This is a genomic window from Micromonospora sp. NPDC003816 (genome assembly GCF_042874705.1).
Taxonomy (GTDB): Bacteria; Actinomycetota; Actinomycetes; order Mycobacteriales; family Micromonosporaceae; genus Micromonospora.
Map to the genome: position 1 here is coordinate 502420 of NZ_JBIANP010000002.1, position 26360 is coordinate 528779.

General features: G+C 69.5%; 5 protein-coding genes and 1 tRNA gene. 1 reads left to right on the plus strand and 5 read right to left on the minus strand.

All coding sequences use genetic code 11. The features are described from left to right. Positions 1 to 86 precede the first annotated feature (86 nt). Positions 87 to 22331, plus strand: a complete 22245-nt coding sequence (locus ACFYTT_RS08200; RefSeq protein ID WP_387258125.1) for a hypothetical protein — start codon at positions 87 to 89, stop codon at positions 22329 to 22331. 77 nt (positions 22332 to 22408) lie between these two features. Here ACFYTT_RS08200 and ACFYTT_RS08205 read toward each other — a convergent pair. From ACFYTT_RS08205 to ACFYTT_RS08225, 5 genes are all read right to left on the minus strand, one after another. Then, positions 22409 to 22481: transfer RNA gene (locus ACFYTT_RS08205), tRNA-Arg, on the minus strand. A 368-nt stretch (positions 22482 to 22849) separates the two neighbouring features. Next, positions 22850 to 23812, minus strand: coding sequence for an FAD-dependent oxidoreductase (locus ACFYTT_RS08210; protein ID WP_387258127.1), 963 nt, complete (start codon positions 23810 to 23812; stop codon positions 22850 to 22852). Beyond that, the gene (locus ACFYTT_RS08215; protein ID WP_387258129.1) at positions 23793 to 24458 is read right to left on the minus strand and encodes a hypothetical protein; all 666 of its coding nucleotides are present in this window, start codon (positions 24456 to 24458) and stop codon (positions 23793 to 23795) included. Before ACFYTT_RS08215 ends, ACFYTT_RS08210 begins: the two co-directional genes overlap by 20 nt. Further along, on the minus strand, positions 24455 to 24592 hold the full coding sequence (locus ACFYTT_RS08220) for a hypothetical protein (protein WP_387258131.1): 138 nt from the start codon (positions 24590 to 24592) through the stop codon (positions 24455 to 24457). Before ACFYTT_RS08220 ends, ACFYTT_RS08215 begins: the two co-directional genes overlap by 4 nt. 678 nt (positions 24593 to 25270) lie before the next feature. Beyond that, complete coding sequence (locus ACFYTT_RS08225) at positions 25271 to 26359, minus strand: helix-turn-helix domain-containing protein (RefSeq protein WP_387258133.1); 1089 nt, start codon at positions 26357 to 26359, stop codon at positions 25271 to 25273. Between the last annotated feature and the right edge of the window lies 1 nt (position 26360).

Consider the following 26360-nt stretch of genomic DNA (forward strand, 5'->3'; position numbering starts at 1 on the left):
TGGGCAGGGAGGCCGACTCAGAGCACCGAACGGCGGAAACCCATCCGAAGCTGTCGGTACCGGAGAAGCGACCGGGGGGTGATGGTGTGCCGGTCGCGCATGGTTGCCGGGAGATTCTCGTGGTGGCGGGCCGGCTGGTCCTCACCGGTGAGCTGACCCAGACCGGGCATTCGGCGGCGTTGGCGGCCTCGCTCGCCGCGGTGCGGCCGGTCGACGCGACCCTGGTCTTCCTCGCGGAGGAGAAGCCCCGTTCGGCGGTCGGCGCGGCCTTCGTCCACGGGCAGCCCTTCTCCGACCAGATGGTGCTGGTGCCGTGGGAGGTCGAGCGCTGGGGGGTCGACGGGCGCCGCCTGGTGGACGACGCGGAAGCGGTGGAGAAGCTCGCGGATCTGTACCGGGTGCAGGTGCAGGTACCGGTCGGGTCGGCGCGCTCGGCGCGGCTGGTGCCGGTGGACCCGCAGGGTCGGGAGACCTCGTGGGACGACGCCGTGGCGGTGCGGAGCCTGCCGTGGTCGCACGTCGCCGCCCGAGAGGCGGTCCGCACGGCGGTCGAGATCGCGTCCGACCGCACCTCGCCGTCCTGGACCCGCATCGAGGCGTTGGCCGGGTGGTTGGCGGAGTCGCACCAGCGGTTGCGGGTCCCGGTGCCGACGGCGGCCGTCGCGATGGCGTTCCGCCTGGTGCGTCACGGCCTCCCGCCAGGGCCGGACGCGGCCGAGCTGATGCGGAAGGTGATGCCGGTCTCGATGGCCGACGTGCTGTCGGTGGCGGGTGGCGAACCGACGCCGACGGCGGACGTCGACGCGCTGCTCGACGGCCTCCTGCGGGCCCCCGACTCGTCGGCGCTGGTGCGCTTGCGGCCCGGTCTGGGCGCGGGTGAGCTGGGCTGGCTGGTCACGCACGACGATGTGGTGTGGTGGTTCGGGGCATCACCCGCCCCGGGTGGTGGTCCGGGGCCGGTCATCGTGCCGGTGGGCGAGGGCTGGGTGTCGGCGGCGCTGCGGGATCCCGCGACCGCCGTGGTGGTGTTCGGCCCGGTGCAGCAGGCGCACCGGACGCTGCTCGGCATCACCGTTGCGCATCCCGACGAACATCTGGAACTCGACGCCAGTCCGCCCGACCCCGCCGAGGGGCCCGTCGCGGTCGATTCCGGGCCGCCGGCCGTGCTGATGCCGGGTGAGTTTCCGCTTCTGGTCGACAGGGTGGCCATCGAGGCGCCGCCCGCCGTCGAGGAGGAGACCGACACCGCCGGAACGGACGCCTCCGAACGGCTCGCCGCCCGCGCCGGGCCGCCGGACCGCATAGCGGCGTCGGCCGCAGATCTGGTCGACGTGCACGCCCCGGACCTACGGAACACCGACTGGGAGGTAGTGGCTCCTGCCGGGCGGGCCACGAGTCAGCGTGGCAGTCTGCGTGCCCTGTTGGACGTGAGGGCACTGTCGAGGTGGGCACGGTCGGGCTTGCTCGACAGCGGAGTGTTACTGCGCCCGGCCGGAGCGACCGAGCTGCCGGAGAGTGGGATCCGGTTGGTGGTGCGGGCGGAGCCCGCCGACGTGTACCGGCACGAGAAGGCGGAGGGAGCCGCGCAGTGGTACCAGGCCCCGCTGCTGGTGACCGTCTCGTGGAGGCACGCCGGGCAGGAATGGGCGGTTGCACGGCCGGCAGTCCGCGCCGCACTGATGCGACTGCGTGCGTTGGTGTCCGACGACGTGTTGTCGGGACCAGGGTCGCGGGCGTCCCGGGGCAGAGCCGAACTCGTCGCGGCGAGCCAGGGGTTGGCCACGACTGCGGCCCGGCTGGGTCTGACCGTGGTGGCGCTTCCCGCCGCAGCGATAGGCGGCAGACAGGCACGAGTGCGTGCCATCGATCCCGTGTCGGTGCGAACGCTGCACGACGCGGTCGTCGCGCAGGTCACGGCGGGTCGCTGGCACTCCGCCGGACCGTACCTGACGGGGAACGGTGCCGATGCGCTGCACCAGGTCCTGTCCGGGCCGGGGATGACCGGTCTGCTCCCCGACGCGCTGGACAGCCAGGGCGCAACGGTGGGCCCCGTGCGGGTCCGGATGGCGATGTTCCACGCGGTGCCCCTGGGCGAGATCGGCACCGACGACACCACCAACCGGCGGGTACGGGTCGGACTGCTGGTGCAGGTCAACCTGATGCAACAGCGCCACCTGCCGCACCTGGTCTTCCGACTCGACGGTGCCCTGGAACTGGTACTGGACGAGACCACCGCGAACCAGCTCCTGCACGCGGTGTCGACACCGCAGGGCGAGCCGCCCGACTATCAGCCGCCGCCGGACTACGAGCCGTTGGCGCAGGGGGCGTCGCCACCGGCCAGCGGCGAGCCCACTGACGGAGCACGCTGGCTGCGCCTACTCGGCGACATGGGCAGGGCCGGCGTCGACGAGGCCCGGATACGCCAGTGGATCCGGCTGATCGACGGCGTGCCGGACCTGGACGAGGTCTCCGCGCTTGCGACCGAGGCACTCACGGCGCATGTGGAAGCGGATCTGATGGCGGCGCGCACGGCGTTGACGCAGACGGATGCCGTGCTGACATCGGTGCGGGCGACACACGCCGGTCTGAAGCAGGCGGAGATCGAGGCCCGTCGCGCGCCGGAGAACGTTCAGGAGTCTGCGGCGGAGGTGACGGCCCGGTCCACGCGGGTTGCCGAGCTGCGCCGAGCGGCTGAGGCCGCCAAGGTACGGGAGCACGCCACCCAGGAGCGGATCGAATCACTCAAGATCGAGGTCGCCCGCCGGGACGGCGAACTACGCAGGGTGTCCGAAGATCCGGCCGGAGTCGCGCAGCGCGGTCTCGTCAGCCAGGTGCGGCGGGCGTGGTACGCGGTCGCGGTGGACCTCGGTGTGCCGCCTCGTTCCCTGCGGATCGTCGGTGCGGAGTTGGCGGCGGTGGTGCGTACGCGCGGCACCGACGCCGGGACAGACGGGGTGCTGACCGGGTTGCGTCCACGGTTGAGACCGTTCGGGGTCTTCACCGACACCGACGTGGTGTACCTGGCCGACCTCGGCACCCGACTTCGACTCGGGCCGCAGGACCTCCCGTCGTTCCGCTGGCTCAACGAACGGGCAGTGGCCCTGGAACTGATCCACACCCTGCCTGACAACCTGGCCACACGGACCCTCGCCTGGGCTGCCGACCAGGTCCGACGCGGCCACGACCTCGCCGCCGTGGCTGCGGAACTCGGCCTTCTGCCGGGCCTGGGCGGATCACGAACGACCGCGCGGGAGCTGCGCGTATCGACACTGAGAACGCTGGCCGATCGTCTCGATCTCGGACCAGCCACCGACACCGACACCGACACCGACACCGACACCGAGGACGAACCACCCGCCGCCCCGCCCAGCGACGGCTCTGAACGACCATCGCTCCTGACGCCGGATCGCCTACCGGCGAAGGGTGAGGTCGATCTGGCCGGTCTGCTGGCCGTCCGTGAGTTGATCCAGACCGCCACCCGCGCCGTCGCCGAGACGTGGCGGGACGCCATCGGACCAGCCGATGCGACGACCTTCGGCGATCGCGTCGCCGATGAAATCGAACGGATCGCGGCACCTCACGGATTCAAAGATCTGCAGCACCTCACTCGCTACGCAGAACTCAGCGGACGGCTCGGCTTCCCCGTCACCGAACTCAGCATCCGCATGCCGTCCCGACACCTCGCATCCCTCGTCTACCAGTTCATCGGCAACGTGCCCTACCGCCTGATCAACCGCTTTCTGGCAGAGGTGGCGCCCGGACAACCGATAGACGACCCGACCGACATCCGACCCGACCACACACCCTGGACGATCGACACCAGCACCCGGAGATCCGCCGCCTGGGCCCACCACTGGGGAGTGCCCGAAGCAGAGGTGCGTCGGATCGCCGACCTCCCCCTGGTCGACCTCCCCCGCACTGCCGCGACGATCGACAAACTACGACTACCCAGAGAACAGATCACCCGACTTCTCCACCTCACCCACCGGACCGGCCGCACCCAGGACCGCCTCGAATGGGTCGCCTACCGAGCCGGAGTCACACCACACACCGCCCTCGAATGGGCCTGGCGACTCGACACCGACCCGTCAGACCTCCTTCCCCTGCGCGCGACACTGCACCGCCTGGGAGAGCTCGCACCACCCGCACGCGCCGCCCACCGGCTCACCGTCGAACGCCTGGTCGACCAGATGAGGAGGCCGAACGACAAGACGCTGCCGAAGCCGGAATGGCTCTTCTTCTGGGTGGGGGCACATCTACCGGGTGGGTCGGGGTCCGACGGGCTGACACCGAACGAGCTCTACAGCCTGCTGTACGGCCCGCCTCTGGACGGCCGCGCCAACCTGAGGCAGCACCACCGGCAACTCCTGCGCGAGGACTGGATCGGGTTGACGGAGCTGGCGGACGACTCGGCCCTCCCACTCGACGGCGACGGAGGCTCGTCGACCCGCCCTGCGCTGCCGGCCGGACGGGAAGCGGACCTGTGGCTGACCTCGTGGCTTGCCGACATGGTGGGCAGCTCACGCGAAGCGATCGTCGGCGACCTGCTCAAACGCCCGTGGCTGGACCACATCGCCGTGCTCGACGCCGCCGAGGACCTGGCCGTGCCGGTGACGACAGCCATGGATTACGCCCGCCGGTGGGGCAGACTGAGCGTGTCGGACGCTCCGAGGCTCCCGCCGAACACGCACCCCGCCGTCCTGCCGTGGCTGCTCAGCACGGCGGTGCGGTGGAAGGTGCCACTGTTCCAGCTTGGGCCGGTCGTGGCAGCGCTACCGGGTCAGCAGGACCCGGGCGCATACGCCCAGGCGCTCGCGGACAATGCCCTGAGACAGCTCTGGGGGGGCCGCACCAGCGACGTCGGCGCACACAGCACGGTGTTCGGGGATGCCCGGCTGTCGCTGGCATTCCTGACCGACCGAGGGCTGACTCCAGCCGACCGCCAGGCCGATGAGGACGAGTACGAATTCGGGCTCTGGTTGACCTCTGTGCTCGGTCTGCCGCAGCCCCACGGCATCGATCTCGGGTCGACCGTGGGCACGCTCAGTAGCTCGGGAATCGACCAGGTGGCCGCAGTCCGCCACCTGTGGCAGAGCCTGAAAGGCCCCGGGCGCGAGAACTACCTTCGAATGCTGTCGGAAGTAGCGGAAGCACTCGGTCTCGACCTGCACCGGCGACACGCCCTGTCCACCCGGCTGCGCATCAGCGCCTGGTGGATCACCGCGTTCAGCGTCCGCATCGAACGCATACCCGACGACATCGACGACCACGCCGTACGCCTGGGCGTTCCACCCGACAAACTGTTCGCACTCGCCTCCCACCTCGGCATCGACCCCGCCACGATCCACCCACCGGACGACCTCGACCGCCTCCGCACCGACACCACCCCGAGATTCGCCGCCGTACGCGACGTCGCGAACGCGATCAGGAACCGTCCTGACTGGCCGACACGGCGGCTGATCGACACGCCCACCGACCACCTGTTCGACATCGTCCGACGCCTCGGTCACCTCCCACCCCGGCTCACCCGACAACTCAACGGCGACGGCAGGTGGCTCGGCCTCCGCAGCCAACTGGAGATCGCCGCAACCGAGCGCGTCCCTCCGCAGTCGGTAGCACTCTGGGCCAACCTGAGTCGACCGCCGGGGAGAACCGAGACCGGCCAGGCCGATTCGCGCCAGTTGGTCGACGGGTACCAGCGGTGGCGGCGGGCCACCGAGGAGACGTACGGACTCGACGCGTCGGACTTGTGGACGGTGTGGAACCACGCGGGCTCTGCACCTCTGACCCGGGGCGACGTCGACCAGGTCAGGGCCATGGCCCTGCGGCACGCTGAGCCGGCTCGGCGTGCCGAGGTGTTCCGCCGGATCAGCGCCCACGCCGGCCGACAGGACACCCCGCAGAATGTCGCCGGTGTGATCCGGGCGATGAGCACGACTGCGGGATCTCAGTCATCGCTGCGCGAATGGCTGAACCCGTTCTTGGCGGACGCACCCCCGATCGACGGCATATCGCTGCGGCTCCAGTGGCGTCCTCGCGCCGGCTCGGCGCTGCCCGATGCCACCTTTGCGCGACTCGGAGCAATCCCCGGTGTGCAGGTCGCACCTCGTAGGAACGCGGCGACGCTCACCTTCGGGCCCCGGCGAGGCACCTGGACCGGCCTTGCCCACCTACTCGCCGTACTGAGGGAACCGCACCTCGATCTCGTTCTGGCGACGGTCTATGTCACACCGGGGTACGGCAGCGACGCCGGTGCGTACCTCCGCCTGGCCCACCTCTATTACGCCCATCTCAATGCGTTGAGCCAGATCGGCGTCGCGGACGGGAGTGGCCCGGAAGCGCGTCACGGCTTCGCAAGCTTCGCCGGGTTCCTCAGGGCCCACAGCCGGGGCAGGGACCTGCGCATCCGGGTGGCCTGGAAGTCCGACGACGTCGTGCAGCTCCGCATGGCCAACGACGCGGATCTCCTGCAGCCGGGTACCGCGCAGGCCAGACTGCGGATCATCGCGGAGTTGGTGGAGATCGCCCGCCGACCGTTCCCGCATCCGCAGTGGTGGGACTGGCGGTTCCGGCTGCCCGGCGATCACGCGGATGACGCCTTCGAACTGGGCCTCGACGGATGGCGGCTGGTGGGGCTCCTCGCCGACGACACGACCCGCGCGCAGGCCGCCGCGATGCTGACCATCTTCCCTGCAAAGCGGATCGATGCCGACGAAGTGATAGCGCGGGGACTCGGTCCCGTTCTGGACGATCCCACGATCCCCGACGTACTGCCGCCGGTGCGGAAGGTGCCGGAGACTTCCCTGCTGGTCGAGATCCTGGCCGCCGGTGACTCGACGAGAGAGCTGGACCCGACAACGGTCACCGCCCGCCTGACCGACCCGATTCTCGGGATGAACTACCGGGCCGCGGTACTGCGGGCAGCCGGTGTCCACGAAGTGTTCGCCGCCGGCCGGGTGCCAGGAGACCAGCGCGTCTCCGACGTGATCCGCCAACTGATCGCCGGACAACTGAGACTGCCGGACGACGTCATCCGCGCCGCCTATTACACGGTGTCACAGGCACCGGACACCACCGACGACCTCCGCAAGCTACTCCAGCGGGACAGATGGGACGACCTGGCATCGAACTGGAGTACGGTCGACGCCTTCATGGATCGGCCCCGGGTGTGGCGCGACACCGCCGCGGTGACGTCCGAGACGAACGTCTCCGACGCGCACGACGACTGGCCGGAACCCCCGGAGGTCGTGGACTGGCTACGCCGACGGATCGACGCAGGCGTACCGCCCGTCCCCGACCTCAGTTCGAATGTCCTGGGTGGCCCTGCGGCGCCCGAGTCGGCACGCACGTTCGCCCTCACCATCGAGGCCGCCTGGGATGACGACCTGCCGGGTAAGCCATGGACCTGGGTCTCCTTCGATGAGCGTCGAGACGCGTTCGACGATGCGCTTGCCGCAGCAGAGTCCGCGCTGCCTGCGGACGGCCGCCGGACCCACCTGCGGACCGAGATCGATCCGGGCTATCCCGAGTGGCTCACGATCCGGGCGACAGATCTCGTGGACAGCCCGGCGGTGTGGCGCGCACTCGGGGCGGTGGTGGAGGCCATGCGACGCTACAGCGTCTCCGTCACCGAGATGGCGATCGTGGTCGACTACTCACCACCGGCGACCTCAGGGAGCTCCAGGTCCGTCGAGGACCGCACAGCAGTGCTGGACCGCCTCGTCCGGGCCCACGAAGACGTTCTGGTCCGGCTGTTCGGTCGTCCGGATTCACCGACCCTGACTCTCACCAGACCGCCCGAGGTCACGGCGGTCGAACCGGAACGCCTCGCAGCCGAGGTCAGCTTCGACCGCCCGGGCGTTCTCTCGGCTGGCCTGGGCGGATTGCAGGCCGGGGTGCGCGTCGTGTGGGCGTTGGTCGCCGCTGCGGAACGTGCCGTTCCGACGCGCGCTGCCTCGCCGGTCGGCACGAGCTTCGCCACCACGTCGGAGCTGTATCCGACGGGCAGTTGGTACCTTGACCCGTCGGGCGGGTCGCAACTGGTGTCGCTACTGGCGGATCTGGAGTTGGACCGAGCCGGACGCGCACAGGTCGCCGCGCTGTTCCACCTCAACTCGTGGCCCCCGCCGCCCGATCACAGCCCCGGTCCCCCGCGCGGCACTGCGCATCTCGGCGACCGACCAAGCAAAATTCGAGGGGAACATCCGGCTGCGTTCGTGGCGGCCGTCGCCCGGATCGACCCGCAGATGGCAGCCCGCGATGCCGTCAGCGACCGGCGTGCGCTCGGCCTTCCGCTGGACTACCTGCACGGAATACAGCGACGGGCCGATGAGTACCTCCGCTTGGCGCCGCCGACCTCCGACGTCACCGACAAATTGGAGTTTCGCTACAACAGCGTCGTGGTGCTCTGGGCCGATTTGGAGCGTAGCGGTGCGACGATCGGCGCCTGGCGCGAGCGATACCAGCGCGAGCAGCGCGGATCTGACGACCTGAGTGCGGACGAGTCGCAGGGCGGTCCGATACCGGGCCTGCTGGAGGAGGTACGCGGGTTACTCGACACCATCCCCACCACCGGGAGTGCCGTCGCCGAGGACGTGGCCACGCTCCGGGTCGCGACGTCCTGGCTGACGTCGCCGGAAGACCTGCCGGACGGGCCGGCGAGCAGACGGCAGCTCGACCTGCTCCGGCAGGAGGTCTCGGACCGACTGGTCGCCGTCGCTCCGGACCTGTTCCGCGCGGCCCCGGTGTCGATGGCCGCGCGGCAGGGGCAGTGGGCACATCGAGGGCTGCTGGGAGCGGTCCTGGAGGCGGCCACCTGGCAGGGGGTCCCTCTTCCGCCCGAGATCCACACACCCGGTCATCTGCGTGACTTCGTTGTCGGCCAGGTCACGACCTATCCGGAGCGGTTCACCGACGTGGCGGGAGGACGTGGCGCCCTGCTGGCCGACGAGATGCCGTTCAACATTCTGACCGCTCTACTGGCCGGCTTCCGGGCTGCGGAACCGACGCCGGAGCAACTCGATCGGTGGCACGCCGCAGCCGTGGTCGCGGCACGGCGTCGGCTGCCCGACGCCGACGAGCACACGATCCAGGCGGCGGCGCTGGCCGCGAGCGGTGCCCGCAGGCGCGAACACCTGCGGAGCCGCTGGCGGGAGGAGTTCGCCCGGCGGGCGGAACAGCCGACCACCGCGTTCAAGAGCCTCCTCTTGCGTACCACTCAGGTCCGCGGCGGGTCGGGCGGCCACCAGCTGACCCAATTGATCATGGACGGTTCGACGACCGGCGTACGCCACCTGATCCAGGGCGTGGAGCAGGACGACCTTCAGATGACGGCACTGGCCCGACACGTTCCCACAGTTGTCGCGCGAGCGCTGAACATCAACATCGTCATCCACAGCGACCAGATCCCGGTGGAGCAGACACACCCTGGGGACCGTCCGGTGCTACACCTGTCCCGAATCGACAGATTACGGGGCAACCACCTCGACAAGTACCGGCCCTATGGACCCCTTGTCAGCGCGGAGGCCGCCTCGTCGACACAGGCGCGTACCGCCGACACGATGGACCCCATCCTGTGGGCGTTCGCGCATGCCTGGGCGCATGAACGTCATCTGTCTCTCGCCGGTGGCCACGGCCCGGCCGAACAGGAAGCGACGTGGGTCCAGTTGGTGGAGGTGCTCGCCAGGTGGATCGACATACCACCGATGAAGACCAAGGTCGTCATCTCACCAGACGGCGACCGGGCGGTGTTCGGACCAGCGCCCTGGGCGATGCAGTTGACGGTCAGAACCGTCGACGGCGCCCTGAGCGAACTGATGCAACAACTGCTTCTCGCCGAAGTAGTCTTGATGCAGGCCCAGTCGAAGCCGACTTCGCGCCTGGCCGATTACACGTCGAACGCCGCGGCCCGGGCCCACATCTCACGCAGGCGCAGCATGCAGGACAGTCGACTTGGCTCCTGGCCGGATGACTACCACAGCACACGGACGATGTGGGCCGGGGTCGAGCCCGCCGCCCGGGATCTGCTGCTGAAGGCGAGTCGCCGGTCTGCGATCCTCGGACCTCTCGAGCAGTCGCCTCGACTTCGTCGTCGGCTGGTGCAGGGCCTGAATGCCGCGCGATGGCAGTACGCCAGTGCCATGGCCTACACCGATCACCTCGATCCGGTGGTGTGGACGCAGTTCCTTCTCCGGCAGCAGCTCGCCAAGGCCGGATCGACGCGAGACTGGCGGAACGTGCCGTACACGCGAGGATCGGAGACTCCGGGATTCGAGCTCGTCGAGCTGGGTTCGGCGGGGCACTTCAGGCGGCCGACGGGATCCCGGACGACCCCGCCGACACGATTGACCCATCAGCTCCGGCGACTCGAAGTGGTGGAGGCGGGTGATCCGGTCTCCGCCCCGCACGTGCTGACGAAGATCCTTGACGGGTTGCCGGACCAGGCGCTTGTCGAACTGATCATGAGCGGTCCGGTGACTGCTCGGCAGGCCGTGGACCTCGCTCGAATGGTGGGCGGCGGCCGGACACTCGCGCTGGCCGCGGATCTGGTGGATCCCGCCGATCTGTCCGAACACTTCGTGGCGTTCTCCCGCTCGCACCGGCCGACGCTCCGCCCGTTCGCGGCGTACTACACCGTGCATACCGCTCCACGACGTGACACCGTACGGATCGCCGATGTGGATCTGCATGATCTCGGGGCCGGGACGTACGAACTGCTGCCCGGGTGGCACGTCACGGTGGGGGCGGACCGCCTCTGGATCCGGCCCTCCGCCCACCGGGAGGCACTGTCCTACTCCGGCAACGCCCGGCTGATCGTCGGCTTACCAGGACGGGCGACACCGTGGACGGTGGAGCGGCTGGCTCGACGAATCGGCACGGCGATCGCCCTCGACACTGGCAATGATCCCGAGGGATTCGTCCACCTGCTTGGACGAATCGGCCCGATGCCGCGCAAGCCACACCCGACCGAACACGTGCTCAATCCCAGCAGTGCCCAAGACCGGCAACTGCTCTGGGACGCCTTCGGAGTCCCCGATCCGAACGTCAGAATCGACCTGACGACACCGCACGGCTCGGCGCCCCCCGAGAAGGCCCTGACCTTCGCGCACCTGGTCGACGTGCTGCTGGACCTTGCCGGGGCCGATCCCACAGTGAACGACCCATCGGTCCTCGTCGGCGAGCTGGACCAGTTGGCCGTGCGCCTGGGGATGCTGGAGGACGGCACGGTCCCCGGCGCGGTCCTGGCTGCCCGGCAACGGTTGCTGAGCTGGGCACACCTCAGGGCCAGCGCGGTGGGCATCGCCGGATTGCTGGCCGGAACCACGCCGCCGGGAGCCACCACCGCCTCACGTCCGGATGAACATGTGGAACTGGACGCCAGTCCGCCCTCGCCCGCCGAAGAGCCGGTCGCGGTCGGTTCGTGGCCGCCGGCCGTGCTGACACCGGACGAGTTCCCCCTGGTCGTCGAAGATCTGGTGATCTCCTCCGAACCCGAACCCGAACCCGATGCCGAGGACGCCGCCGAGGATGCCGCCGACGAAGCGCCGTCGGACCCGATGGACATCGACACGTCGCCCGAAGCCGACGAGACCGCGTCGGACTCCATGGCCGTCGACGCGCTGTCCGAACCCGACGAGGCGCCGACGGAGCGGGTCGCGGGGCTGGCGGCGAATCTGGTGAAGGATCACGCGAAGCATCTGCAGGACGCTGACTGGCGGGCGGTCACGTATGACACCGCAGTCACCAGCCAGCGCGTCGTGCTGCGTGACCTGTTGAGTGCCGAGCAACTGACGGCCTGGCGGAAGTCCGGTCTGTTCGACAGCGGTGTGGTGCTGCGCCCGGCGCGCGTTAGCAGGCCGGAGGACAGGGGGATCCGGCTGGTGGTGCGCGCGGAGCCGGTCGGCGCGTACCAGCATGTGGGCGCGGCGGAGTCCGCGCAGTGGTATGCCGCCCCGTTGCTGGTGACGGTGCGGTGGGAGCACTCCGGGCATCCGCCGACGGCTGACCTGCCGGTGGTCCGCGCGGCGCTGGTGCAGTTGCGGGCGTTGGTGTCGGACGAGGTGTTGTCCGGGCCAGGGTCGCGGGTGGCGCGGCGCGGGGCCGAACTGGTCGGTGTGGATGAGAAGTTGGCCGCGACGGTGGACCGGCTCAATCCCGTAGTGCTGGATCTTCCACCGGAGACGCTGCGGCGGGGCCTGGCGCGAGTGGCCGCCATCGATCCGGTGTCGGTACGGACACTGCACGACGCAGTCGTCGCGGAGGTCGAGGTGGGTCGCTGGCGATCGGCTGGACGGCAGTTGATGCGGGCCGACACGCTGCACCAGGTGGTTTCCGGACCAGGGCTGTCCGGAATGCTCGGCGCTGCCCTGCGCCCCCAGGGCGCAACGGCGGGTCCGCTGAGGTTCCGGATGGCGTTGGTCGACGCGCTGCCCCTGGGCACGCTCAGCAGCGACGACGTGGTCTACCAACGGGTCCGGGGCGGGCTGCTGGTGCAGGTGGAGCCGGCAGAAGTGCGTGGCCTGCCGCAGCTCGTCTTCCGGCTCGACGGCGCACTGGAACTGGCGCTGGACACGCCCACCGCAGACCGGTTCAGGCAGGAGACGCCACCACCGGCGTACCAGCGGGTGTGGGAGCCGGACGAGCCGGTGTCGGAGGCGTCCCCGACGGTGCCGGCGGTCACCCCGGCTGTGGATCAGCAGCCGCAGACCGACGACCTCTTCCACGGCGACGCGTGGACCCGGCTCGTCAGCGACCTGGGTGTGACGGGCCCGGACGAGGCCAGGACGCGGCAGTGGGTACGTCTGATCGAGAGCGTGCCGGACCCGGACGAGGTCACCGATCTGACGGTCGAGGCGATCTCGGCGGTGCACGGGCCGCTCCCGACCGACGCGCAGGAGCGCGCCTCGGCGGATCTCGTGGAGCCGCTCCGGCGGGCGTGGTACGCGGTCGCCCAGGATCTCGGTCTACCGCCGGGCGCCCTGCGGATCGTCGGTAGGGAACTGGTCACCGTGGTGCGGACGCGTGCCACCAACACCAGGGTGGCCACGGCTGACGAGCTGCTGACCGGGCTACGCGAGCGGTTGGGGCCGTTCGGGGTGTCGACCGATGTCGAGGTGGTGTATCTGGCCGAGCTGAGCGCCCGGCTCGGACTGGGTCCGGATGATCTTCCGTCGTTCCGCTGGCTGAGCGAGCGGGGGGTGCCGCTGGAACTGGTGCACACCCTTCCGGACAGGTTGGCCGGACGGTCCGTGGCCTGGGCCGCCGATCAGGTCCGCCGGGGCGACGACATCGCCGGTGTGGCGAAGGAACTGGGAATGTTCCTCGTCTCGGTCGGGCCGGACGAGTCGGTCCGAAAGGTGCGGCGCAAGCTGCGATTGCTGGCGCTCGAAGCGCTCGCCGGGCAGCTGAGCCTCGGGCCGGTCGCCCCATCCGGCACCGAGAGCGAGCACCCGGCGCCTCCGGATGCCCCTCCCGTCGACGCGGCGGGGGATCCGCCGTCCGCACGACTGGAGACGGCAGGCAGGATCGATCTTGCCGGCCTGTTGTCCATCCGAGAAATGATCCGGACCGCGGCGGGGATTGTCGACATGAGGGCGGACCGCGTCCGGCCCGCCGAGGTCGGGACGCTGGTCGAGCGGCTGGTGGATCAGGTCCGACTCATCGCTGAAGAACTCGGGTTCAAGTCGCTGCAGCACGTCACGCGGTATGCGGAGTTGAGCGGCAAGCTCGGATTCCCGGTCACCGAGTTGAGCAACCTCCTGCCGTCCGGCCACTTGCCCTCGCTCGTATACCAGCTGGTCGGCAACGTTCCGACGTCCCAGATCACGCGGTTCCTGACGGAAGTGGCTCCCGCCCGGTTGATTCGGCAGTCGGCCGATCTGGAACCTGATCTGATGCCGGCGTCGACATCGACGAGGTTGAGCGTGCGGGAGGCCGCCGGCTGGGCCGACCGGTGGGAGGTGCCCGAGGAGCAGGTCCGGGCGGTGGCCGAGCTCCCCTTGGTCGACCTGCCGCGCGTTGCCCGGTTGGTCGACAAACTGCACCTGCCGAAGGAGCAGATCGCGCGACTGCTCGACGTGATCGCGGACACCGGCCACGTGCCGGACCGCCTGGACTGGTTCGCCTATCGGGCCGGGATCGAGCCGGAGGTCGCGCTGGAGCTGTCCTGGCGGTTGAACGCGAACATCCTGGATCTCCTGCCGATGCGGTCAGTCCTGAACCGGCTGGCGGTACACACGCCCGAGCGGTCGGACGACCGACTGACCGTCGAACACCTGGTTCGCCTGCTCACGCAGGGGCCGGACGGTGAGCCGGTGCCATTTCCGTCGTGGACCTTCTGGGTAGGGGCGCGCCTACCCAACGGGTCCGGGGCCGACGGGCTGACCCCGAACGAGCTACACGACCTTTTGTTCAGCACGTTCCGGGTGGGCCACGCCAGCGTCGCGGAGTATCACCGGCGGCTCGCGGGCCTGGACTGGATCGGGCTGTTGGAGCAGGCGATGGACGACTCGGCACGCCGGTTCGACGAGGACGAGCCTCCGCCGATCCGCCCGCAGTTGCCGGCAGCACGCGACGCCGACCTGTGGCTGGCCGAGTGGCTCGCTCAGAAGATGGGCATGTCGCGTCACGAGGTCGAGCGCGACCTGATCGACCGTCCGTGGCTGGACCATGTCGCCGTACTCGACGCCGCCCGTGATCTGGCGGTGCCGGTGCCGACGGCCCTGGCCTACGCCCGTCGGTGGGGTGGACTGCGCGCCTCCGACATCCCGCCGCTGCCACCGGACGCACATCCCGACACCGTGACACAGCTGTTCGGCATGGCCGCACGGTGGGATGTGCCGCTGGTCCAACTCGGGCCGGTCGTGGCCACGTTGCCGCGTCGACAGGGCCCGCCGAAGGAGATCCCGGCGATCGCCGACGACGTGCTGCGACAGTTGTGGCCCAGAAACGCCGGCTTCGATGTGACGGACACGTTCTGGCTCGCGCAGGTGCCGCTGGCGTTCCTCACCGACTGGGGCCTGACTCTGGCCGACTGGTCGGGTGACGAGATCGATCTCGGCTGGTGGCTGACCAGTGTGCTGGGTCTGCCGGACGCCACCTACACCGACGGCCCAGGTTCCGCGATGGACACCGACTCCGATGTCGAGATGACCAGCGGGTCGGACACCGACACGAGCAGCGAGTCGGCCGCCGGCCCGAACAGGGTCTTCGCCGACCAGATGTGGGCGGACCTGAACGACCACCAGCGCGAGCGGTACCTGACGACCCTGTCGGAGGTGGCCGAACAGCTCGGCCTCGACCTCCACCGGCGCCACGAGTTGGCGACACGACTGCGCATCAGCACCTTCTGGGTCACCGGGTTGAGCCTCCGGATCGGGCAGGTGCCCGACATCGAGGAGCATGCGTCGCGGCTGGGTGTCCCGCCGGACAGACTGTTCGCGCTCGCCTCCGTTCTCGGTGTCGACCCCGCAGTACTCGACCCGGCGGACGACCTCGCGCGCCTCAACGACGCTGACGAGGCCGGCGCGCCGAGGTTCGCCATGGTGGGCCCGGTCGCCGACTCGATCCGAAGCCGAACGGACTGGCCGACGCGGCAGTTGACCGGCACGCCCACCGACCACCTGTACGACATCGTGTTCGAGCAGGGCGACGTACCACCCAGGCTGGCCCAGCAGCTCAACCACGACGGTGGCTGGCTTGGTCTCCGCGGACTGTTGGAAGTCGCCGCGAGGTCGGATCTCCCGACACAGTCGCTGGCGGTCTACGCCAACCTGAGTCGGCCGCCGAAGGTACCTGATGCCGGTACGGCCGGGCCGCGCCGGGTGATCGGGGCGTTTCAGACTTGGCGGCGGTCCGACGAGGAGAAGTACGGACTCGACACGTCGGACTTGTGGCCGGTGTGGAACCACGACGGGTCGGCGACCCTCACCCGAGGCGACGTCGCCGAGGTCAGCGCCGCAGCCCTGCGGTACGCCGCGTCGGATCGGCGCGCTGAGCTGTTTCGCCGGATCATCGCCCGTGCCGCCCGGCAGGACGTTCCGCAGTCTGTCGCCGGTCTGATCCGGGCGATGGGCGCGGCGGCGGGACCCGGCTCCGCGCCGCACGAATGGCTGAGCCCGTTGCTCCCGGACGCACCCGTGCCGGACGGCATGTCGATCAACCTCCTGTCGTTCCTTGACCAACATTCACCGGAGGCGGAGAGAGCGTTCGCTCACCTGTCGGACATCTCGGGTGTGAGTGTCGGGCGCCCCACGGGCGGCCAGTACTCGTTGAAGTTCACGTTCGGCCACGAGCAGGCTGGATGGACCGACCTTGCGCAGGTGCTCGACACACTGAGGGATCTGAACTTCACTCTCAAGAAGGCAACGGCCGAAATCAGGACAGGGTACGGCGCGGACGCCGCCGCATACCTCCGCCTGGCCCACCTTTACTACTCGCACCTCAACGCGTTGCACCAGATCGGCCTCGCGAGCGTGAGCAGCCCGCCGCCACCGTACGGCTTCGCGAGCGTCACCGGGTTCCTCCGCGCCCACCGCAAGGACAGTGGCCTGTCTTTCGACGTGGCTTGGAGTTCCGCCGATGTCGTCAGGCTCCGCATGAGCTCCAGGAAGGAACTCCTATGGCCCGGCGTACGACAGGCCGGGTTGCGGATATTCGCGGAGTTGGTGGAGTTGGCCCGTCAACCGTTCCCCGAGCCGCAGTGGTGGGACTGGCCGTTCCGGCCGCCCGGCGATCACGCGGACGACGCCTTCGATCTGGGCCTCGACGGGTGGCGGCTGGTGAAGTTACTCGTGGACGGGTCGACCCGCGCGCAGGCCGCAGCGTTGTTGACCATCTTCCCGGCGCGGCGAGTGGCCTCGAAGTTCCCGATGGCACGGGGACTGGGCCCGGTCCGGGCCGCTCCGACGATCCCGGAAGCCCTGCCACGGACGCACGAGGTACCGCAGGGTCGCCTCCTGACCGAGACCCTACCGGCGAGTGTCGAGGCGTACGCCTCGGACTGGTCCGAGAGGTGGCCGGAACCGTCGGAGACCGTGGACTGGCTCCGGCACCGGATCAACGCCGGCACACCACCCGTGCCGTACATCCTGACTCAGGCGTTGGGGGGCCTGGGCGATCCCGCGTCCGGGCGGACGTTCGCTCTCACCATCGACGGCGCGTGGAGTGACGACCTGCCACACGAGCCGTGGACGTGGGTGGCCCCCGAGGATCGTCGGGAGATACTCGTCGATGCGCTGGCCGCCGCAGAGTCTGCGCTGTCGGTGTATGGCGGTAGGTCACGGCTGCGGACCGAGTTCGACCTGGACGAAGCCGGCAGGTTCGTCATCCGCGCCGCGGATCTCGTGGACAGCCCACCGGTGTGGCGAGCGCTCGGATCCGTGGTCGAGGCCATGCGGCGGTACGGCGTGTCCGTCTCCAAGATGGTGATCGAAGTCGATCACGCCCCGTTGTCGGCAGCGGGGATCGGGGAGCCGGTCGATGTTGCGGCGGCGCTGGGCCGCCTCGTCCGCGCCCACGAGGACGCGCTGACCCGGCTGTTCGGTTCACCGGAACTGCCCTGGCTCAACCATGCGAATCCGCCGAAGGTGACCGCAGCCGAATCGCGACCTCACGCCGTCGAGGTCGGCTTCACCTATCCCGGCATCCCGACGTCCGGGCTGGGCGGGCTACAGGGCGGGGTCCGCGTGGTCTGGGCGCTCCTGGCTGCCACGACGCGCGACCCGTTGGCGGCCTCGGCCCTGCCCGACTCCGCTGCGGACGTGGTCGGCACGAACTTCGCCACCACCAGGTCAGAGCCGCAGCAGGTACACGGTTGGTTCCTCGACCCGTCGGGGGGACCGCAGCTCAGGTCATTGCTGGCAGCCCTGGATCTGGACCCGGCCGGACGCGCACAGGTAGCCGCGCTGTTTCACCTGAACTCGTGGTATCCGCCGCCGGACCACGGTCACGGAGCGGTGCGGGGCATGGCCGACCACCCCGTATGGCCGGTCTCCACCAGATCGGAGCATCCCGCCGCGTTCGTCACCGCAGTCGCCGGCTTGGACCCGGAGATGGCAGCTCGGGACGCCGTCACCGACAGCGAGGCACTCCGCCTTCCGCTGGACCACCTGATGGGCATCCAGCGGCGGGCCGACCTCTACCTGCGTACGGCACCACCGGTCACCGATGCCGCCACTGAGTTGGAGCTGCGGCAGGCCAGCGTGGCGGGGCTCTGGGACGAGTTGGAGCGTAGCGGCGCGACGGTCGGCGCCTGGCGCGAGCGATTCCGGAACGAGCAGGTCAGGCTGGGTGACCTGGGCGTAGACGTGTCGCAGCATGGTCCGATACCGGCCCTGGTGGACGAGGCACAGGGCGTCCTGGACACCGTTCCCGCCGTCGGCGGTGCCACCGTCGAGGACGTGATCGCGCTGAGGGCCGTGGACTCCTGGCTGACGTCGAAGACAAGGCCCTGGTTGGACGCTGCCGGCGAGAGCCGGATCGATCTGCTGCGTCGTGAGGTCGCGGACCGGCTGGACGCGGCGGCTCCCGGACCACTCCGCCCGGCCCCGACGTCGATGGAGGCCCGGCACGGGCAGTGGGCACACCGGGGGTTGCTGGGGGCGATCCTCGATGCCGCCGTGTGGCAGGGTGTTCCGCTACCACCCGAGATCCGCACGCCGAGTCATCTGCGTGACGTCGTCACGGGGGTGGTGGCGACCGAGCCGGCGCGGTTCGCCGACGTGGCGGGGGGTCGGGGCGCTCTGCTGGCCGAGGAGCTGCCGTTCAGCACGTCGACCGCGCTCCTGGCCGATTTCCGGCCGGCGGAGCCGACGCCCGAGCAGCTCGGTCGGTGGCGGGCCGAAGCGTCGGCCGTGGTGCGGCGTCGACTGCCCGACGCGGACGACCACACGATCCGGGAGGCGGTGCTGGCGGCGAGCAGCGCGCGGACGCGCGAGCACCGGCGCAGCCAGTGGCGGGCGGAGTTCGCCCGGCGTGTGGAGCAGCCGACTCCCACTTTCCACGCCCGGCTCCTACGGGCCGTCATGGATTTCGACCATGCCCGCGTACAACTGACGCACCTGGCGTCAGGGGGTGCGACATCCGGTGCCCGTCACCTGCAGGCGGGGATCGAACGGGTCGACCTCCAGCTGACGGCCCTGGGGCGACACCTTCCCGCAGTCGTCGCCAGGGCACTCGACATCAACATCATCGTGCACGGCGACCAGCGTCCGGTCGAGCAGACGCATCCCGGGCCCCGCCCGGCACTGCACCTGTTCCGCACCGACACGGACCGGTTCCGCCCCGACACGTACCAGGCGTACGGGCCGCTCATCAGCGCGGACCCGTCCTCCTCGGTGCCGGCACGGCACGCTGACACACTGGATACGCACCTCTGGGACTTCGCCCGGAGCTGGGTACGCGAGCGCTACTCGATTCTCGACGGCGGTCGGGGCTGGAACGAGCGGCGGATGGCGTGGGCCAAGCTGGTGGATCTGCTCGTCAAATGGGTCGACGTGCCGCCGATGCCCACTTTCGTCGATTTTATCGATTTCGGCGACATAGCAATATTCGACCCAAGACGCTGGAGATTGGACCTCGCAGTCACCTCTGTCGACGGCGCACTCATCGCGCTGATGAAACAACTGCTCGTCGCAGAAGTGATCACGATGCAGGCCCGGGCAGTGTCCTCACCACCGGACATGAGCAAACACACGACGGCCCACGATGTCGCGCGCCACCTGTGGGACACGCGTGTCGGGGAAGACACCCGACTGGAAGCCTGGCCGTCCGACTACGCCCACGTACGGGCGCGTGCTGCCACCGCCCGCGACAGCGCGCAACGCGAAATCCTGATGACAGCCCATCGACTCTCGACCATCGGGCCTCTGGAGAGGTCACCCCGGCTGCGTCACCGACTGACGCAGGGCGTGCTCGCCACACAACGACAGTACGCCGATGTGATGGCCTCCACCATCGATTCGGTGGCCGAGGCGCAGCTACTTCTCGAGCAGAAGTTCACGGAGGCTGGTTCGCTGCGGGACTGGCGGACGGCGCCGACCATCCGAGTGTCGGAGGTCCCGGGGTTCGAGATGGTCGACCTGGGCCCGGCGGGGAGCTTCGTACGCCCGGCGGGGTCCCGGACGGATCCGCCGACACGGATGACGCATCCGACCCGACGCCTCGACATCGTGGAGGTGGGCGATCCGGCCACGGCTCCCCACGTGTTGACGCAGGTACGCGACGGTCTCCCGGAATCCTCGACCGTGGAGCTGGTGATGTCCGCTCCAGTGAGCGCGTCCCGGGCCGTGGAGCTTGCCGGACTGGTGGGTGGTGACCGGACACTGGCACTGGCCGCGAACCTGGTCGATCCCGCCGACCTGACCGATCATTTCGTGGCCCACACCCGTGTGCACACGCCGACTCTCCACCCGTTCGCGGCGTACTACACCGTCCATCCCGAACCTCAACGTCACGGACTGCTGATCGCCGACCTTGCTCTGGTACACGTCGGTGACGGCAGACACGGGCTGCTGCCGGGCTGGCACATCGTGCCGATGGGCGACCGTCTCTGGATCCGCCCGGCCGACCACCCGGAGCAGGATCTGCCCTACTCCGGGTCCGCCCGGATCGTCATCGGCGTACCGGAGGAGGAAACACCATGGACAGTGTGGGTCCTGGGCCAGCGGCTCGGCACGGCGGTCACTGTCGGCACCGACCTCACGTCCGAGGAGATCGTCCACCGGCTCGGACGCCTCGGCCCGAAGCCGTCGGTGCCACCCCTGGACCCGGCGGTTGCCCACCAGGTCGGTGATCGGGACGTGCGGCTGTTCCAGCGCGCCTTCGAGAACGAGAGCCCGCTTGTCGAGGCTGATGTGTTGGTGTCGAACGAGGGTGTCGCCGTCGTGGAGAGGCTGACTCTCAGCCACGTGGCCGACGTACTGCTGGACCTCGCCGGCGCCGATCCGACGGAGAGCGACGTCGAGGTCCTGGTCGGCCGGTTGGACCGGCTGGCTGAGCGGCAGGGCTTCCACACCGGCGACCCGACGCAGGAGCGCGCAGCGAACGCCCGAGACAGATTGCTGAGCTGGGCAGGGACCAGACTCACCGACGCGGGCCTCGCCGGGCTGCTGACCGATGTCACCGCCACAGACGAGGCTGAACCGATGACCGGCAAACCGGCAGAACCTGCCGAGGCACCGGTGGCTGTGCAACGGCAGCCGGTGCTGGTGCCGGTCCGGGCCGGGGTGTACCTGCCGCATGGAGACGACCCTGCTCCCCCGCCGGTAATCGAATGGATGCCGCGATACCAGAGCTACGTCTCGGCCTTCGCGACCCTGGACCCCGGCACGGCAGAACTGGTCGCCGGCGCCCGCCGCTACGGACCGGTAAGGTTCAACGACCAACTCACCGCCGCAGGTGTACCGGCGGACGCGAGACTGTCGTTGACCCTCTCCCCGCTTACCGGGGAAAACGTCTCCGAGCTGAGCCGACGTACGGCACAGCGGTTCGCGGACGAGTTGTGGTCCCTTCGCGGCGCACCGGGCATCTTCAGCACACCCGAGACGTCGGGTCCGGCCGCCCCACCGCGCATCTTGCCGGAGGTCCTGACCGGATGGCTCGAGCAGGCGGACTGGCCGGCCGCCCAGCAGTACCTCCGGCAGCACGTCGCCGAGCTGAAGCAGCGGGAGAGCATCGAGGCGATGCGCGCCCTCAGTCACCACGATCCGGAGAATCGCGTGGCGGCCCCCTACCGCGCGATTCTCGAACTGGTGGATCTCGCCGGCGGCGTGGCGGGGCCGACCGACGCGCGACACCGCCCTGAAACAGCGATGGACCCCGACGGTACGCAGCCGTGGCTGGTGCCGACCGGCCCCGTGCCGACGGCGTTCGCCTTCGACTACTTGCGGGTGAGACCCGATCGACAGGCCCGCCGACCGTGGAACGACCAACTTCTCCGCATGATGTACGAACGAGAGGCGTTCCGAGAGCTGGCAGTGATGCTGGCATGGGGTGTCGTCGAGCGCGGCGAGCACCCGACGCAGGGCCGGCATGCCGGTTTCGACTACGGACAGGGCAACGCGATGGTCTTCGCCGCCGTGCACCGCGTGCTGAGAATGTCGGTGACGAGAGCAGGGACCCCCGGGCCGACCGGAGGCTGGCTGGAAATCGACGCGGTGGACGCCTGCGAACTCGATCCGCTCGACAAAGCGTTCTGGGTGGACCGGATGGACGAGCTACGCGGTCGGGTGCTCATATTCGGCATTCCCGGCCACCCCGACCGCAACGGTGTGCCGGCACCCGAGCACGAGAAGCTGCTGAACCTGCTGATCGAGAGGTTGGCGAGCTGTTAGCCCCGCAGCGGACACTTCGACGGATCGACGGTGAAGCGTGTCTGCAGGCCAGAAGGCGTTTGGGCTGATCTTCGAGGTGCCCCCGGCAGGATTCGAACCTGCGACACACGGTTTAGGAAACCGATGCTCTATCCCCTGAGCTACGAGGGCCGGACGATCAACGCCGCTCGGCGGCGGCTGTCAGCGTACCGCAGGAAGCTCCCGGGGTGATCAGCGCTGGCATCGCCACCAGCGGATCACACACCGACCGCACGTCGCCGGGCCGACCGGGCCGTCCGTCATCGGCGGCCACGGTCGCGCGACGCCGTTCACCTACGGTCACCGGCTGCGGAGCACACACCGCGCACATCACCAAAGATCATCTACCGGTTGGTGGTCTGCCGCTCGCGGCTGATCTTCGCGGGCAGTCGTGCAATCGGGCTCGCCGCTGGAGGCATGCCCCACATCTCGGTTGCGAGCTGATCGTGGCCGGCTGGGAGTCGCCGAACATCCGTTCGTCAGCCATCCGCATGTCGGCCTCATCGCGGGCGCACCGCTCGTGCCGCCGCCTCTGAAGCGCAGCCCCAGGACAGCGTGAGTCCTGCCCCGCCGTGGCCGTAGTTGTGGATCACACGGATGCCGTCGAGTCGTTCCTGCTCGACACGGACGCACGGCCGTGTGGGGCGCAGACCGACCCGGTGGGCGATGACCCGGGCGTCCCGAAAACGTGGCTCGATCTCGGCGCAGCGGGTGATGATCGCCGCAGCGGTGTCCGGATCGGGTTCTCTGCTCCAGTCGCCGGGCAGCGCGGTCCCGCCGACGACGACTGTCTCGCCGTGGGGGTAGAGGTGCGTCAGGTCCGGTGAGAGCCCCGTGTCCTCGGAGAAGAACTCGGTGATGCCGGGGTTCTTAACCACGACGAGCTGTCCGCGTATCGGAACCAGCTCAGGATCGGGTACGAGGTGCCGAGCGCCTAGGCCGGCGCAGTTGACGACAACAGGAGCGACACCAGCGACCTGGTCGAACGCGTCGATCCGCCGAATCTCGACCACGCCGCCAGCCGCCTCGAATCGCCGTCGCAGGTAGCCGAGATAGACCGGCATGTCGACCAGCGGCGCGATGTATCGCCACCCGGAGACGAAGCCGTCCGGAAGCTCGCCCGCCCCACAAATCCGGAACCCGTCAAGCTGGTCGCCCCACTCCGGCGGATCGACCCACTCGCGAGACGCCTCGACACCGTCGACGAGCCGCACCCCCGTCGACGGGTCGACGGCGAGATCCCGCAGGACATCAAGGGTCTCAGCGCTCCACGCACGCACCCGGTCGACCGGTTCCACGAGGTACGGACCCCACATCGCCCCGGCCGCGTACGAGGTGGTCCGCTCGGGCGGGTCCGCCGCCCACACCTCGACCCGTATACCGGCCTCGACAAGGCAGACCGCAGTCGTCAGCCCGGACACGCCAGCACCGACTACAAGAGCATCAAGATCGTCGCGGCTCACGACCCTGACCATAGGACTCATCCTTGCTTAACGCCCTGCCAAGGGCTTCGACAGTCGCCCGACAGTTCTGGTCGACTGGAGCGGACGGGCTCAATCGGTGTGCTGGTAGGTCTGGCCAGTCTGACTCGGCATCCATCTCCTCAGAGAAAGCGTGTAGGTAACGCAGATACCGTGGCGTCACAGACTGAGCCAACTCGATGCGCGGTAGGGCGACATCCAGTGCCGCGCCGGTACTGAGTTCGACCGCTACGCATGGCTGGGAGTCCTGGAGTGCTCTGACAGCCTCGGCGACAAGCGCTCGGACGGGTGCGAGTTTGCCCCGCTGCTGCTCGGCGTGCGCGCGGGCGGAGGCGTAGACGGTCTTCGGCCCTCGATCAACAAGAAGTACGTCAGGTCGCTGTGGGTCACGTCCCCGGAGGTCGTCGACCCGGCGGGCCATAGCGGTCATGAGTGCCTCGGCAACGTCCAGTCCACCGCTGCTCGTTACCCACCCGCCGAACTGTTCGGGTGCGGTGATGGCATCGAGGTACCGCCAGAGCGGCTCAGCGGTGTACGCCGACGTGCCTCCGCGAGTAATTGCGTCGCGGAGGCGCCGGATGAGCGTCGTCTTACCACTGCCGTCGATCCCGTCAACGAAGAGGATCATGGCAGCATGGAGCCGTCTTCAACGAGCCGTAGTGCAGCCGTGAGAGCGCTCGGTACACGCCCGGCGAGTCGTTCTGCCTGCTCAATTCCGCCGACGCCAACACGGCGGTAGGCGTCGTAGTCGTACAGCAGCATGCTGAGTTGATCGTCCGGCCAGTCACGTAGGGCTTCCGCCACGTCGGGAAGCCGTAGGGACGCGTTCGGAACCCGGTGCGTGACGATCAGTCGGGCAGCGCTGGACAGCGCGGACAGAACTCGGCGCGCGGTGTCTCTGCGTCCCCAGCGACAGCATCACGCCGGGCCTGTTCTCCTACGTCCTCATCCTGGCCCGAGGCCACACCACCGACGCCGACACACCACCCGCCGACCGGTGACCGGGTGACGACCTGACCAGCCGCCCCACCTGGACCCGAGCAGCAGGAGACGGCTGGTCTCCGGCCGGCGGCAGCGCGCCGCCCCCCGGTGTTCCTGCCGCCGGCCACCCCCACCACCCGACAAACCTTCCCCGCCGTCCCGGCCACCCGGACATGATCTCCACCGTGGCCCCGGTGCTGGCGAGCCGCACCGAGGACGCCCCATTGGTGCAGGACGGCAGCTGGCTGGTTTGACGCGCGTCGTAGGACGCCTACAGAAGCACAACGTGGTCCTGTGGTACGAGGAGGCGTTCGACAGCATTTTCCCCGCGAGTGATGCCCCAGCGTCAGCGCGGACTGTCTGCCCCTACCGCCGAGCAGCGGTATCGGACAGGCGTTCCGGGCACTCCACGGTGATCACTGTTCGCATTGCTGGCCGCCGCATGGGCGAAACTCAAGCTCACCCGAGGGTGAGGTGTAGTTCGGGTCGGTGTTCGGTGGCGGCGTTGATCACTGTGTGGACGAGTGTTGGGGGGAGGCCGGCTGTCGCGGCCAGGCTGTCGGCGGTGGTGTGTTCACGGTCGAGGAGTTCGGTGGCTTTGCCGAGTAGCGAGGGTTGTTCGCGGGGGCCGAGGTCGCCGGGTTCGGGGTAGCCCCACTGGGCGAGCAGGCTCATGCCGCGCCGGTAGGTGTGGTCGCGGTAGATGCCGAGGTCGTGGCCCCGGTAGACGAGGGCTTTGAGGCTGATACCCCACCGCCGTTTGAGCTCGTGGAGCCGTTCGAAGTCGAGGCGGGGTGGTAGCTCGTCGGCCAGGAGCGTTCCGGGGGCGAGGAACTCGGAGGCGAACGCGGTGGCCTCGCGTTCCAGGATCTGGCTGCCGGGCTCGGCGTCGTGGTGCAGGAGCAGGTGTCCGAGTTCGTGTGCGGCGTCCATCCGGGAGCGGGCCTTGTCGTTCTTGGCGGGGTTGAGGAAGACGAACGGTCGTTGGCCGTACCAGTGGGAGAAGGCGTCGACCCGTTCGGAGACCTCAGGTAGGGCGAGCACGATCACCCCGTACGCCTCCAGGAGCCGCACGACATGTGGCACCGGGTCGGCGGCGAGGCCGAACGCCTCCCGTGCCGCGGCTGCGGCGGCGCGTACGTCCTCGGGTGTGGTCGGGTCGGGCAGGTCGAGGTGTGGCAGCCGCAGCGCGGGCAGCCGTAGCCGGCGGCCGATCACCTCGACCACCCGCCAGGCGACCTCCCCGAACGCTTCCGCCTGGTCACGCTCGGCCTGGCTGGTCGTCCGGAGGCTACGGAAGTGCGCGTGGCCCGGGGTCGTAGGCGCCGGGAAGCCGGAGGCGAAGAACTCGACCGGCATCGACAGCGCCAACGCCAGCCGGGCCAGCACCGACGCCGACGGGCGGGCCTGTCCCAGCTCGTACTGGCTGACCGCCGCCGCAGTGACACCGACCTGCCGGGCCAGTTCGTTCTTGCGCATCCGCCGCCACCGCCGAGCCAGGCCGAGCGCGTGCGGCTCGAACGCCGCCACCGCGGCGGCAGCGGGCACC

Excerpts from the sequence above, each read along its gene's own strand:
- ACFYTT_RS08220 (WP_387258131.1), bottom strand. The coding sequence starts at position 24,592 with ATGCTGCTGTACGACTACGACGCCTACCGCCGTGTTGGCGTCGGCGGA.
- ACFYTT_RS08215 (WP_387258129.1), bottom strand. The coding sequence starts at position 24,458 with ATGATCCTCTTCGTTGACGGGATCGACGGCAGTGGTAAGACGACGCTC.